This window comes from Mycobacterium numidiamassiliense (assembly GCF_900157365.1).
Lineage (GTDB): Bacteria > Actinomycetota > Actinomycetes > Mycobacteriales > Mycobacteriaceae > Mycobacterium > Mycobacterium numidiamassiliense.
This window is the reverse complement of sequence record NZ_FUEZ01000004.1, coordinates 3,046,937-3,061,636: the sequence shown is the minus strand read 5'-3', so window position 1 is coordinate 3,061,636 and position 14,700 is coordinate 3,046,937. Positions and strand designations below refer to the sequence as shown.

The window sequence follows — 14,700 nt, the reverse complement described above, 5'->3', positions numbered from 1 at the left end:
ATGACGACCCCGGTGAAGGAGAACCCGCCCCGCATCCCGCCGTACAAAACGGCGGCTGTGCTGTTCGGGGTGGTCGCCGCGATGGTGTTGGCGTTCGTATGGTTGCAATTTCGGGGCGAATTAACGCCGAACACATCCTTGACGATGTTGGCTCCGCGAGCGGGTTTGGTGATGGATCCCGGGTCGAAGGTCACCTACAACGGGGTGGAAATAGGCCGGGTGGCCAGCATTTCGGAGATCCAGCGTGACGGCATGCCGGTGGCCAAGTTCGTCTTAGACGTGAAACCGAAGTACATCAGGCTGATTCCGGCCAATGTGGACGCCAATATTACGGCGACCACGGTGTTCGGCAATAAGTATGTGTCGTTGACGTCGCCGAAAACCCCTACACCGCAACGCATCACCCCACAGCATGTGATTGATGCGAGGTCGGTGACGACGGAATTCAATACGTTGTTCGAGACGCTTACCTCTCTCGCGGAGAAGGTGGACCCGGTCAAGTTGAACCTGACGCTGGCTGCGGCCGCGCAGGCCTTGACCGGGTTGGGCGACAAGTTCGGGCGGTCGATCGTCAACGGCAACGCCATCCTTGACGACATCAATCCGCAAATGCCGCAGATCCGGCATGACATTCAGCAGCTGGCGGCCCTGGGCGACACCTACGCCAACGCCGCACCGGATCTGTTCGACTCCCTCGACAACGCGGTGATCACGGCGCGCACGCTGCACCGGCAGGAAGCCGACCTGGATGCCGCGTTGTTGGCTGCGACCGGGTTGGGCAACACCGGCGAAGACATCTTCGCCCGTGGCGGGCCCTACCTGCAGCGGGGAGTCGCCGATCTGGTGCCGACCGCCCAGCTGCTCGATACCTACAGCCCTGCGATCTTCTGCACCATCCGCAACTACTACGACGAGGAACCCAAGGCCAATGAGACGACGGGCGGCGGCAACGGCTACTCGCTGAAAACCATGACCGAACTGACGTCAGGGCTGGGAGGCATACTGACTCTCCCAGGATTGACCGGCACTGTGGCCACACTGGGGCTGCTCGGGTTGGCCGGAGTGGTAGGCGGCGCGCCGAATCCCTATGTGTACCCGGACAATCTGCCGCGGGTGAACGCTCGCGGCGGGCCGGGCGGTGCGCCGGGTTGCTGGCAGCCCATCACCCATGATCTGTGGCCGGCGCCGAGTCTGGTGGTGGACACCGGCGCCAGTCTCGCGCCCTACAACCACTTAGACACCGGCTCACCGTACGCAATCGAGTACGTGTGGGGCCGTCAGGTCGGGGACAACACGATCAACCCATGAAAACCACCGGCAGCGCTATCAAGCTCGGCATCGTCTCGTTGGTGCTGCTGCTGATCAGCGTGTCGATCGTAGTGGTGTTTGCTCAGGTGCGCTTCAACCGCACCTACGGATATTCCGCGGAGTTCAGCAATGGCAGCGGGCTGCGTGACGGCGAATTCGTCCGCGCCTCCGGCGTGGAGGTCGGCAAGGTCAAAAAGGTGCAGCTGATCGACGGCGGCAGGCGGGCACGGGTGGAGTTCGACGTCGACCGGTCGATACCGCTCTACCAATCGACGACCGCGCAGATCCGCTATCTCGACCTGCTCGGTAATCGGTTTTTGGAGCTCAGCCGCGGTGAGGGTGACGGCGCTGACCGGGTCCTGCCGGCGGGGGGATTCATCCCGCTGTCTCGCACGTCACCGGCGCTGGATCTCGACGCTCTGATCGGTGGTTTCAAGCCGCTTTTCCGGGCGATCGATCCGGAAAAGGTCAACACCATCGCGTCGGCCCTCATCACCGTTTTTCAGGGTCAGGGCGGCACCATCAACGACATCCTCGACCAGACCGCGCAACTGACTGCGCACATTGCTCAACGCGACCAGGCGATCGGCGAGGTGGTCAAGAACCTGAACATCGTGCTGGACACCACGGTTAGACATCGCAAGGAGTTCGACCAGATCGTCGACAACTTCGAAAGATTGATCACCGGGTTGAAGGACCACGCCGATCCCTTGGCCGCCGGCGTGGCGAACATCAGCAACGCCGCGGGGACGGTGGCCGACCTGCTGGCGGACAACCGCGCTCTGCTGCACAAGGAGCTCAACTACCTACAGGCTCTTCAGCAGCCGCTCGTCGACCAAAAAGATCAGCTCAACGATCTGATCCACAAGACGCCGACCGCACTCAACCTGATCGGACGCAGCATCGGCCTCTACGGAGACTGGGTGAACTTCTACGTGTGCGATCTCACGATCAAGTGGAACGGACTGCAGGCCGGCGGTCCGGTCCGCACGGTCAGGATCTGGCAGCAACCCACGGGCAGGTGCACGCCGCAATGAGATCACTAACGGAATTCAACCGCGGCCACGCCGGGCTCATGGGCATCACCGTGCTGGTGCTCGTCGTCGCCGTCGGCCAAAGCTTCACCAGCGTCCCGATGATTTTTGCCAGTCCGAGCTACTACGTGCAGTTCACCGACACCGGTCAACTGAACCAGAACGACAAGGTGCGCATCACCGGCGTGAATGTCGGCAAGGTGGAGGGGCTCGAGATCGACGGCGACCACGTCCTGATCAAGTTCTCCATCGGCGGCAACAGCATCGGCACCGAGAGCCGGCTCGCGATCAAGACGGACACCATCCTGGGTAAGAAGGTGCTCGAGATCGAGCCGCGGGGAACCCAGCCGTTGCGGCCCGGGGGCGTGTTGCCACTGTCCCAAAGCACCACCCCGTATCAGCTCTACGACGCGGCCTTCGACGTCACCAAGGCCGCCACCGGCTGGGACATCGACACCGTGAAGCGGTCGCTGAACGTCTTGTCGGAGACCATCAATCAGACCTACCCGCACCTGAGTGCCGCCCTCGACGGTGTGGCCAAATTCTCCGACACCATCGGCAAGCGCGACGAAGAGATCAAGCACCTGCTCGCTCAGGCCAACCAAGTAGCCAGCGTGCTTGGTGAACGCAGTGAACAAATCAACCGGTTGTTGCTCAACGCGAAGGCGCTGCTGGCCGCGTTCAACGAACGTGGACGGGCCATCGACACCCTGCTGGGGAACATTTCCGCCTTCTCGACCCAGGTGCAGGGATTGATCAACGACAACCCGAACCTGAATCCTGTGCTGGAGCAGTTGCACACCATCAGCGATGTCCTCGTCGCACGCAAGGACGACCTGGCTCAAACCCTCACGTATGTCGGTCAATTCGCCGCATCGCTAGGGGAATCCGTCGCGTCGGGACCTTACTTCAAGATCGTGCTGTCGAATCTGCTGCCGTACTGGGTGTTGCAGCCGTTTGTCGACGCCGCCTTCAAGAAGCGTGGTATCGACCCGGAGGACTTCTGGCGCAGCGCGGGCCTACCCGAGTTCCGCTTGCCCGACCCCAACGGCACCCGATTCCCCAACGGCGCGCCGCCGCCCGCACCTCCGGTGCTGGAAGGCACCCCGGAACATCCGGGACCGGCCGTGCCACCGGGGATAGCGTGTTCGTACACCCCGCCGGCTGACGCGCTGCCGCGGCCGTGGAACCCGCTGCCGTGCGCGGGGGTAAGCGTGGGTCCTTTCGGCGGCAGTTTCCCTGCACCGATCGACGTGCAGACGTCGCCGCCGAACCCGAACGGCCTGCCACCGACACCGGGGATCCCGATCGCCGGGCGACCAGGCGAGGCGCCTCCGGATGTCCCGGGCACACCGCTGCCGCTACCGCCCAACGCGCCGCCGGGAGCGCGCACCGAGGGTCTGCAACCAGCCGGCCCCATCCCTGCGCCGTCCACGTTCGCGCCGGGGCTGCCGCCGGGGCCACCCGCGCCGCTGGGACCTGGGCAGCAGCTGCCGGCTCCCTTCATCACGCCGGGCGGGACGGGCGGTAGCGGCGCAACGGGAGGTAGCCAGAATTGAGCATCCTCGATATCCGCAACCTGCGGCACCGGAGGGCCATCGTGTTGCTCGTGGTGGTGCTGGCCCTCGTCGCCGGGTTCGTCGGCTGGCGGCTCTACCAGAAGTTGACCAACAACACCGTGGTCGCTTACCTCCCAGCGGCGAACGCGCTCTATTCCGGGGACAAAGTTCAGATCATGGGCGTTCGCGTGGGTTCGGTCGACAAGATCGAGCCGGCCGGCGACAAGATGAAGGTGACGTTTCACTACAGCAACAAGTACAAGGTGCCCGCCAACGCGTCCGCGGTGGTCGTGAACCCCGCGCTGGTGGCGTCGCGGAGCATTCAGTTGGAGCCGCCCTACAAGGGTGGTCCAGTGATGGCCGACAACGCCGTGATCCCCATCGAGCGCACGCAGGTGCCTACGGAGTGGGACCAACTGCGCGACAGCGTCGCCAACATCATCTCCAAACTCGGCCCGACACCCGAGCAGCCCAAAGGCCCCTTTGGTGACCTCATCGAGTCTTTCTCCGATGGGCTGGCCGGAAAGGGCAAGCAGTTCAACACCACGCTGAACAGCCTGTCGCAGGCGCTGACCGCGCTGAACGAGGGCCGTGGCGACTTGTTCGCGGTGGTGCACAGCCTGGCGCAATTCGTCAACGCTCTGCGCAAGGACGACCGGCAGTTCGTCGCGTTGAACAACAACCTGGCCCAATTCACCGACGAGTTGACCGGGTCTGACCGGGACCTCACCAATGCGATACGGCAGTTCGACGGCCTGCTCTCCACACTGCGCCCGTTCTTGGCCAAGAACCGCGAGGTTCTCGCGCGCGACGTCGACAACCTCGCCACCGTGACCACCACGCTGGTCCAACCCGACCCACTGAATGGTTTGGAGACCGGCCTGCACGTCTTGCCGACGCTCGAGACGAACCTCAGCCAGATTTACCACCCGTCACACGGTGCGGTCATGTCCATCCCGGCAATCCCGAACTTCACGAACCCAATGCAGTTCATGTGCAGCATGATCCAGGCCGGTAGCCGGCTGGGCTATCAAGATTCCGCCGAACTGTGTGCGCAATACCTGGCGCCAATCCTCGATGCGATCAAGTTCAACTACCTCCCGTTCGGGCTGAACCTGTTCAGCACCGCGGAGACGCTACCCAAGGAAGTCGCCTACTCCGAGCCCCGGCTCCGGCCGCCGAACGGGTACAAGGACACGACGGTGCCCGGGATCTGGGTGCCAGATACCCCGTTGTCGCACCGCAACACCCAGCCCGGCTGGGTTGTGGCGCCAGGCATGCAGGGCACACAGGTGGGGCCGACCACGGCGGGCCTGTTGACCCCCGAATCTCTGGCCGAACTGATGGGCGGCACGGATATCGCACCCCCGCAGTCAGGGCTCCAAACCCCGCCGGGACCGCCGAATGCGTACGACGAGTACCCGGTGTCGCCCCCCATCGGCTTAAGGGCGCCGCAGGTGCCGATCCCGCCGCCGCTGCCGGGGCCGGGTGTGGTCCCGGGGCCGGTCGCGCCGACACCGGCGGCCGCCTCGACAGGACCGGGATCGTGATGGACGCACGAAGCACGGTGGTCGTGAACGCGCTGTGCGCGTTCGGTTCTCGCATTCGGCACCGGGCCTGGCAGGGGCTGGCTCTACTGGGGGCCGCGGTGGCGCTGACGTCGTGCGCGAGCTGGCGCGGAATCGCGAACGTGCCGATGCCCGGTGGCCCGGGCAGCGGGCCCGGCTCCTACGTCGTCTACGTGCAGATGCCCGACACGCTGGCCTTGAACGACAACAGCCGGGTGCGGGTGGCCGATGTCTTTGTCGGCACGGTGCGCGCGATCGAACTGAAGAACTGGGTCGCCACGCTGACGCTACGTGTGGACAAGAACGTCAAGTTACCCAAGAACGCCACCGCCAAAATCGGGCAGACAAGCCTGCTCGGTTCTCAGCATGTGGAGCTGGCCACGCCGCCCAACCCGTCACCGGAGCTATTGAAGAACGGCGACACCATCCCACTGAAGAATTCGTCCGCTTACCCCACGACCGAGCAGACGTTGGCCAGTCTCGCCCTCATCTTGCGCGGAGGCGGCGTCCCGAACCTCGAAGTGCTACAGAACGAGGCCTACAACATCCTGAACGGGCGGGCCGACCAGACCCGTGCCTTCCTGGACAAGTTGGACACCTTCAACGCCCGACTCAACGAGCAACGCGATGACATCACCCGAGCCATCGATTCGACCAACCGGCTGTTGGCGTACGTGGGTTCCCGCTCGGCCGTGCTGGATCGGGTCCTCACCGAATTCCCGCCACTGATCAAACATTTCGCCGACAAACAGAACCTTTTGATCAATGCGATCGACGCGACAGGAGGCCTCAGCCAGGTTGCCGACCAATACCTGTCCGCCTCGCGGAACGACCTCCACCAAGATCTGCTGTCGCTGCAGTGCCCGTTGCGGGAACTGGGCCGTGCCTCACCGTATTTGATCCGCGCACTCAAGCTGATGCTCGTCCGGCCGTTCGACGTCGACAGCGTGCCGAAGTCGTTCCGCGGCGACTACTTCAACCTGTCGCTGACGCTTGACCTGACCCTCAGCGCTGTCGACAACGGGGTCCTTACCGGGACTGGATTCTCCGGAGCGCTGCGCGCGCTCGAGCAATCGTGGGGCCGCGACCCGGAAACGATGATCCCCGATGTCCGGTACACGCCGAACCCCAACGACGTCCCGGGCGGCCCGCTGGTCGAAAGGGCGGATAGACAATGCTGACCCGCTTCATCCGGCGCCAGCTGATCCTGTTCACCATTCTGACTGCGATCACAGCGGTTGTGCTGGGCGGGTATTACCTGCAGATTCCCACTGCGGCAGGGATCGGCCAGTACACGCTGCAGGCGGACCTGCCCGCGTCGGGCGGTCTGTACAAGACGTCCAACGTGACTTATCGCGGTGAAACCATCGGCACAGTCACCGCCGTCGACCCGACCGAGACGGGCGCGCACGTGACCATGAGTATCGCCAACCGCTACAAGATCCCGATTGACGCGTCGGCGAACGTGCATTCGGTGTCGGCGGTCGGTGAGCAGTATCTGGACCTGGTATCGGTAGGCAACCCGGGCAAATACTTCTCGCCGGGACAGACCATCACCAACGGTAACGTGCCTACCGCGATCGGGCCGGCGCTGGATGCCGCGAACCGCGGGCTGGCCGCGCTGCCCAAGGACAAGATCCCCGCGCTGCTCGACGAAACAGCCCAAGCGGTAGGCGGGTTGGGCCCCGCACTGCAACGACTCGTCGATGCGACGCAGGCGATCGTCGGAGACTTCAAGACCAACATCACCGATATCCACGACATCATCCAAGGCTCCGGGCCGATCATCGACAGCCAGGTCGACTCCCGGGACGCGATCCAGCGCTGGTCGCACAACCTGGACATCCTGGCCGCGCAGAGCGCCGAAAGCGACCAGCACGTGCAAAGCATCCTCACCCAGGCGGCGCCGACCGCAGATCAGGTCAACGCGGTATTCGGCGACGTCCGCGAGTCGCTGCCGCAGACGCTGGCGAATCTCGAGATCGTGCTGGACATGCTCAAGCGCTACCACAAGGGCGTCGAGCAGCTGCTGGTGGCTTATCCGCAGGGCGCAGCCGAAGGCCAGACGGTGACCGCGGCTTTCCCCGGCTACGCCGCGCTCGGCACTTCGCTGACGATCAACCAGCCCCCGCCATGTCTGACCGGCTTTCTGCCGGCACCTCAGTGGCGTTCACCAGCGGATACCAGCCTGGCGCCGATGCCGTCCGGAACATATTGCAAGATCCCGCAGGACACTCCGGCCAACGCCGTGCGTGGGGCACGCAACCTCCCGTGTGTCGACGTCCCCGGGAAGCGAGCCGCGACGCCGAGGGAATGCCGCGACCCCAAGCCGTACGTTCCCGCGGGCACCAACCCCTGGTATGGCGACCCGAACCAGATCCTCACGTGCCCGGCGCCCGCGGCACGCTGCGATCAACCGGTGAAGCCGGGTCAGGTGATCCCCGCGCCATCGATCAACAACGGCATGAACCCGGCGCCCGCCGACCGAGTGCCGGGGACGCCCCCACCGGTTAGTGACCCTTTGTCGCGGCCGGGATCAGGTTCGGTGCAATGCAACGGACAACAGCCCAACCCTTGCGTCTATACCCCGAGCGGGCCACCCTCGGCGGTCTACAGTCCCCAGAGCGGTGAACTGGTGGGGCCCGACGGGGTCAGATACTCCGTCGAGAACTCGACCAGAACAGGCGACGACGGATGGAAGTACATGCTGACGCCGCCCGGCTGAAGCCCTGCGCCGTTGCGCTTGTGAGATTTCGATGGCGTGTTGGGTTCAATCTTGCTCGCTTACAGTGCTTTTCGCCTCGGTCCGGACCTGTCGTCGGTGAGAACCCTTCCCGCTCAACCCCGCCCATTTGCACGAAGCTCGTAGCGCAGCTTCCCCGCTTCGCCGTCCGTCTAGGCGGAACCGTTGACACTGACCGCACGTACAGTCATATACTCTGCTTGGGCGAATGGGTCGCTTCCAGTGACCTAGATCGGAGCGCCCGCAGCTCTCCGCACACAGCCGTCAACAGCCGGCCGCGTGCCGCTGGACACAGAGATCGGAGCGAAATGCCGGAAGTGATTGGCCTAGGCCAACTCCGGAGTAACGCGTGCACGTATCTCGAGCGGGTTGCCGCCGGGGAGACGATCGATGTCGTCCGTCGCGGCAAGTTGGTGGCACGGATCGTGTCGGTCGGCGACTGGAGCGCGGCTCCGATTCCGGCGCGATCTGTCAAACCCGTGGCACCGGACGCTGGTGGGTGGGTCGGGCTTGACGAACTGCGAACGCGCGCCGGGCGCTGCTTCGATCGGGTGGCGGCCGGGGAGACGATTTATGTCGTCCGTAGCGGCAGGTTGGTGGCACGGATCGTGTCGGCCGAGGACTTGAGGATGACCACGATCCCGGCGGACGCTGGTCGGCAAATCGGGCTTGACGAATTGCGAAAGCGTGCGGGGCGTTACTTCGACAGGGTTGCGGCAGGGCAGACGATTGAGGTCATCCGTGGCGGCGAGCTGGTTGCTCGCATCGTGTCAGCCGAGGAACGGCGCCCGAACCCATCAGTGATGCTCCCCTTGTCAGTGTCCTCATCGTGACGGCCGATGGCCCCGACAGACCAGGGGCCCGGCATCCAGACGGTGGCTGAGTTCCACGCCGACGAACGGCCCACGGGGCGCGGGACTTCCGCCCCTATCGTCGGCGTCCGTCAACTGGTCGGATTCAGGGGTGGCTCACTACCCCCGACAGCAGAACCAATGGCAATGAAGGCACCGACGCAATCGGTATCCAGAATTGTCACTCTCACGATAAGTCCGGCGCTCGACCCCATAGATGTCGACGGCGCTCATCGGTTGTTCGCCCAAGCAAAGACATCGTCATGACGCTGCCGGTCACTGTCGACCCGCGCTACCACGACGCCGTGATCTTCAACCTCGACGTTGTGTTGGCCGACACTCCTGGTGTTCGGCTGTTCGAGTCGACGATCAACCTGGTGCGAAAATTACTGGAAGCCGGCGTCGCCACCGCGGTCTACGCATCGCGCCTGGGCGGTCAGCAGCTCTTGAAATCCGCGGGGATTGACGACCTATTCGGTGTCTGTGTCGATGGCGTCCCTGCCGCGGTCCTTGCAGACGCCCTTCGCCAACTCGGTGTGCGTCCGCAACGGTCTGTCGTCGTCGACGACGCCGGTCCCGGGACAGCGGCGGCCCAGGACGACGGCTTCGCTCTCGTCATCGGTGTCGACCGGTCCGGGAATCCCGACCGACTACGGGGGTGCGGCGCCGACGTCGTGGTTGCGGACCTGGAGAACATCGCTGTACGCGTGGGCGACACACGGATCTCGGAGCTCCCCGATGCCGTGGAATCATACGGTCAGATAATCGGTGTTCTGGGCGCCCGAGAACCGGCGTTGTTTCTCGACTACGACGGAACCTTGTCCCCCATCGTTGCCGATCCCGCGGCCGCCATCCTCGCCGACGGAGCGACCGAGGCGCTGGAATGCTTGGCGTCGCAATGTCCCGTCGCCATACTCAGCGGTCGCGACCTCGCCGATATCCGCGCCCGGGTACCGATACCGGGTATCTGGTACGCGGGCAGCCACGGCTTTGAGCTGACGGGACCGGACGGCACCTATCATCGAAACGAAGCGGCCGCCGCCGCCATCGGCGTCCTCGAACGTGCGGCCGCCGAATTAAGTACAAGCCTGGCCGAGATTCCCGGAGTACGGGTGGAGCACAAGCGCTTCGCCGTCGCGGTCCACTACCGCGAGGTCGCACCGGAGCACATCGGCGAGATCGTCTCTGCCACACACAAGCTCGGACAGCGCGATGGCCTACGCGTGACGAGCGGGCGCATGCTCGTCGAGCTGCGGCCAGACATTGACTGGGACAAAGGGACCACGCTGGCCTGGATTCGCGATCACATCGACGCTTCGGGTTCCCTGCTGCCGATCTACATCGGCGATGACCTCACCGACGAAGACGCTTTCGACGCAGTCCAATTCGACGGCATTGGGATTGTGGTGCGGCACAATGAGGACGGCGACCGAAAGACGGCCGCCCGTTTCGCTCTGCAGAGTCCCGATGAGGTGCGGGAGTTCGTGCAGCGCGGGTCGAATTGGCTAGCGATTAAACGTGAGAAGTCTTCCACGGCATGGGATTTCACCTATGAAGGGTACGACCCGCAGAGCGAGAAGCTTCGTGAGTCGTTGTGCACGGTGGGAAATGGCTACTTCGCAACCCGGGGCGCGGCGCCCGAATCGAAGGCAGACCAGGTCCACTATCCGGGCAGCTATGCCGCCGGGGTTTACAACCGTCTCGTCGACGATGTATCAGGCACCGCAGTCGACAACGAGAGTTTGGTCAACCTGCCCAACTGGCTTCCCCTCACCTTCCGGGTCGACGGTGGCAGCTGGTTCGACCTCGACGCGGCCGAAGTGCTGTCCTACCGGCAGACCCTCGACCTTCGCGGCGCCGTACTGACCAGGGAGGTGCACTTCCGTGACGACGCCGGACGCACCAGTTCGCTGACCCAGCAACGATTCGCCGCGATGCACATGCCCCACGTCGGCGCCCTGCAGACGACGATCGTCGCCGAGGATTGGTCCGGGACGATCGAGATTCGCTCGACGCTGGACGGCAACGTCACCAACTCCCTGGTCGAGCGCTACCGAGACTTAGCCAGCGATCATCTTGGGTTGGTCGAGAAGCGGGAGATCAATGACCACTCCGTGCTGCTGACAGTTCAGACGACGCAGTCGCGCATTCCCATTGCCATGGCAGCGCGAAGCATCGTGTGGCGTGACGGAACTCCCGTCCCGGCTACCTACCACCTTGTCGACCAGGCAGCCGAAATCGGTCACGTTATCGCCGTCGAGATGTCACTCGGTGATGCGTTGACGGTAGAGAAGATCGTGACCCTGTTCACCGGGCGCGATGTCGCGACGTCCGAACCCGCTGTCGATGCCCAGCGCTTGCTGAGCCGACTCGGCCGGTTCGCCGAGTTGCGCGACGGGCACCTGAATGCCTGGGCACATCTGTGGGAGCGCCTGTCCATCGAATTCGAAGACTTCACCGACGAATCGCGCATCCTGCGGTTCCATCTCCTGCATCTCCTGCAGACGGTTTCCCCCAACAGTTGCGACCTCGACGTCGGGGTACCGGCTCGCGGACTCAACGGTGAGGCATATCGCGGGCACATCTTCTGGGACGAGCTGTTCATCTTCCCGGTGCTGAATTTACGGCTGCCGATGATCACCCGGTCGCTGCTGGCCTACCGCTACCGGCGCCTGCCCGAGGCACGTCAGGCCGCCAAGGCGGCGGGCTACTCCGGCGCGATGTTCCCGTGGCAATCCGGCAGCGACGGACGCGAGGAAAGCCAACGCCTGCACCTCAATCCGCGCAGCGGACGGTGGAACCCCGACTCGAGCGCTCGTGCGCACCACATCGGCATCGCCGTCGCCTATAGCGCGTGGAAGTTTTATCAGGTCACCGGGGATCTCGCGTACCTCATCGACTATGGCGCGGAGATGCTGACCGAGATCGCACGCTTCTGGGTGAGTAGGGCCAGCTACGACCGGGAACGCGAACGCTACAGCATCCGGGGCGTCATCGGGCCCGATGAATTCCACTCGGGCTACCCCGACGCTCCTTACGACGGCATCGACAACAACGCCTACACCAATGTGATGGCGGTGTGGGTCATCATGCGCGCCCTCGACGCGCTGAAGCTGCTACCGCTGCCGAACCGACTCGACCTCAAGGAAACGCTCGGACTGCACAACAAGGAACTGGCGCATTGGGAAGAGGTAAGCCGACGGATGTACGTCCCGTTCCACGACGGCCTCATCAGCCAGTTCGAGGGATACGGGGAGTTGCAGGAACTCGACTGGGACGGTTACCGGCGGCAGTACGGCAATATCCAACGCCTCGACCGCATCCTCGAGGCGGAGGACGATGACGTGAACCGATACAAGGCTTCCAAGCAGGCCGACGTCCTCATGCTGCTCTACCTGATGTCGGCAACCGAGTTGGGTGAGCTACTCGAGCGGCTTGGCTATCGCTTCATGCCCGACAAGATCCCCGAAATGGTGGACTACTACCTGGCCCGCACTTCACACGGGTCGACGCTGAGCGGTGTGGTGCATACCTGGGTGCTCGCCCGGGCCAACCGCCATCGTGCAATGGAGTTCTTCCAGCAGGCGCTGAAGTCCGACATCTCAGACATCCAGGGTGGCACCACATCTGAAGGCGTACACCTCGCGGCCATGGCCGGCAGCGTCGACCTCATGCAGCGGTGCTTCACCGGGATGGAAACCCGGTCCAACCGCATCATCCTCTCGCCGTACTGGCCGGAAGCACTTGGCGTGCTGGCGTTCCCGATCCATTACCGCGGTCTGCACCTGCACCTGCGGGTCAGCGGAAAAGGCGTGATCATCAGCGTAGATCCACGCGACGCTGCCGGAGTCGAAGTGGAATGCCGCGGTCGAGTCGTTCAACTGATGCCAGGGACCACGGTCCGATTTCCTGGCTGACCGTTGCCGGTGAGTGTTGCTTCTGCTCCTTGCGATCAAGGAGGGCGGTACGATCGCAATTCGTGCAACGGCGAGCGGAAAGACGGCACTGATGTGGTCATCACGCCCGGCCGTGGTGGACGGCGACGCCCACCCGTGACCGTTCACGCGGCTAAAACCAGAAACTGGCTGACGCGCAATGTGTGGGTGTTATCGGCTGTTTCATTCCTCCAAGACACCGCCAGCGAATTGCTCTACCCGCTATTACCGATCTACCTGACCGTAGTTCTCGGTGCGCCACCGGCCGTCGTGGGAGCGGTCGAAGGCGCGGCCGAGGGAGCCGCGTCGCTGACAAAACTGGCGGCTGGACCACTCGGGGATAGATTTGCGCGGCGTCCTCTCATTGCGGCGGGCTACGGGATGGCCGCGCTCGGCAAGGTGATCGTTGCGGTCGCCGGTGCTTGGCCCGGTGTCCTGACCGGACGCGTGGTCGACCGAGTCGGTAAAGGTATCCGGGGTGCGCCGCGCGACGCACTGCTCGTCGACGGGATCGACGAAGCCAGCCGCGGCCGCGTGTTCGGGTTTCACCGCGCGATGGACACCCTCGGCGCGGTCGCCGGACCGCTGATCGGGCTTGCGGGATACGAGTTACTCGACCATGAGATTGCGCCGTTGCTCTACATCGCGATCGTCCCGGCCGCGTTGAGTGTGGCACTGGTCGCGTTGGTGCGGGAGCGGCCCCGGCCGGTTGAACGTACGCGCCGACCACCCATGGCGGCGGCGATACGTGAACTGCCGGGACGGTATTGGCGGGTGGTCGTGCTTTTGACAGCCTTCGCCGTTGTGAACTTTCCAGATGCCCTAATCCTGTTGCGCCTTAAGGAGATCGGATTCTCTGTGGCCGAGGTGATCCTGGCCTACGTGGGATACAACATGGTCTACGCATTGGGCAGCTATCCAGCCGGGTCACTCGCTGACCGCATCCCAAAACGCACGGTCTTCGGAATTGGCATGGTCTTTTTCGCTGTCGGTTACATCGGACTTGGACTCACCACCGACAAAGTCGCGGCGTGGCTCATCCTCGGGCTGTATGGACTGTTCACCGCGTGCACTGACGGCGTCGGAAAAGCGTGGATCTCGGGACTCGTTCCTGCCAAGCAGCAGTCGAGCGCGCAAGGCATATTTCAGGGCGCGACGGGTTTCGCGGTTTTGTCGGCAGGTCTGTGGGCCGGTCTGCTATGGGGGGCGAAAGGCCAACTGCCGCTACTGATCTCAGGAATTGCCGGGGGCTTCTTTGCAGCAATCCTGCTTATTCTCTCTATCGCTGCGTGGATCCGCGCCAAATCCCGTGCTACGTCGGCTAACTGACCGCAAAGTCAAGAAGCAGTGACCTGGGCACCGGGAAACGATCCCGCCGCCCTGACGAAAGCGAGGCCCGCGCGCTGAATGCCGTGATGGGACCACAGCTCGACGAGGTGGCTGGGCGGCGTCGCGGGCTACCTCGAGCTGTTGCACTGGGAAGAACACCTCACCACGCTCGACGCCGAACACAGCGCGGTACACCCCGCGCATCCGGGCTGGGCTGTGACCGTCACCGGCCCGGACCTGACTCTTATTCAGCTCCGCACGGACGATGGTCCCAGCGGCGAAGACGAGTAGACGCTCGCATCCCGCCAGCCGACATGGGTCGGCTGCATAGGAAATGTCGCAGTGAAGGGTGATGGCAGGTGGAGACCGTCAT

10 protein-coding genes are annotated in these 14,700 nt (G+C 63.9%); all 10 read left to right on the top strand.

Annotated elements, in window-relative coordinates; all coding sequences use genetic code 11:
- The 10 genes from MNAB215_RS22855 (at nucleotide 1) to MNAB215_RS29835 (ending at nucleotide 14,618) form a co-directional block, all read left to right on the top strand.
- Nucleotides 1-1,308: an MCE family protein gene (locus MNAB215_RS22855; RefSeq protein ID WP_077080823.1), complete on the top strand. Its 1,308-nt coding sequence runs from the start codon at nucleotides 1-3 to the stop codon at nucleotides 1,306-1,308.
- Nucleotides 1,305-2,345, top strand: a complete 1,041-nt coding sequence (locus tag MNAB215_RS22850; protein ID WP_077080822.1) for a virulence factor Mce family protein — start codon at nucleotides 1,305-1,307, stop codon at nucleotides 2,343-2,345. The genes MNAB215_RS22855 and MNAB215_RS22850 overlap by 4 nt, the downstream gene beginning before the upstream one ends.
- On the top strand, nucleotides 2,342-3,901 hold the full coding sequence (locus tag MNAB215_RS22845) for a virulence factor Mce family protein (RefSeq protein ID WP_077080821.1): 1,560 nt from the start codon (nucleotides 2,342-2,344) through the stop codon (nucleotides 3,899-3,901). The genes MNAB215_RS22850 and MNAB215_RS22845 overlap by 4 nt, the downstream gene beginning before the upstream one ends.
- A complete protein-coding gene (locus MNAB215_RS22840) occupies nucleotides 3,898-5,451 on the top strand; it encodes a virulence factor Mce family protein (RefSeq protein ID WP_077080820.1) in 1,554 nt (517 codons plus the stop codon). Before MNAB215_RS22845 ends, MNAB215_RS22840 begins: the two co-directional genes overlap by 4 nt.
- Complete coding sequence (locus MNAB215_RS22835; RefSeq protein ID WP_077080819.1) at nucleotides 5,451-6,650, top strand: virulence factor Mce family protein; 1,200 nt, start codon at nucleotides 5,451-5,453, stop codon at nucleotides 6,648-6,650. Before MNAB215_RS22840 ends, MNAB215_RS22835 begins: the two co-directional genes overlap by 1 nt.
- Nucleotides 6,644-8,194 (top strand): MlaD family protein, encoded by a 1,551-nt coding sequence (locus MNAB215_RS22830; RefSeq protein WP_077080818.1) that lies wholly within the window; start codon nucleotides 6,644-6,646, stop codon nucleotides 8,192-8,194. Before MNAB215_RS22835 ends, MNAB215_RS22830 begins: the two co-directional genes overlap by 7 nt.
- A 326-nt stretch (nucleotides 8,195-8,520) precedes the next feature.
- Entirely contained in the window at nucleotides 8,521-9,045 is a 525-nt protein-coding gene (locus MNAB215_RS22825; protein WP_077080817.1) for a type II toxin-antitoxin system Phd/YefM family antitoxin, read from the top strand.
- Between the two features lie 281 nt (nucleotides 9,046-9,326).
- Complete coding sequence (gene otsB, locus MNAB215_RS22820; protein ID WP_077080816.1) at nucleotides 9,327-12,980, top strand: trehalose-phosphatase; 3,654 nt, start codon at nucleotides 9,327-9,329, stop codon at nucleotides 12,978-12,980.
- 186 nt (nucleotides 12,981-13,166) lie between these two features.
- A complete protein-coding gene (locus MNAB215_RS22815; protein ID WP_245830381.1) occupies nucleotides 13,167-14,327 on the top strand; it encodes an MFS transporter in 1,161 nt (386 codons plus the stop codon).
- Between the two features lie 141 nt (nucleotides 14,328-14,468).
- Nucleotides 14,469-14,618: a hypothetical protein gene (locus MNAB215_RS29835; protein WP_165691603.1), complete on the top strand. Its 150-nt coding sequence runs from the start codon at nucleotides 14,469-14,471 to the stop codon at nucleotides 14,616-14,618.
- Nucleotides 14,619-14,700: the final 82 nt, after the last annotated feature.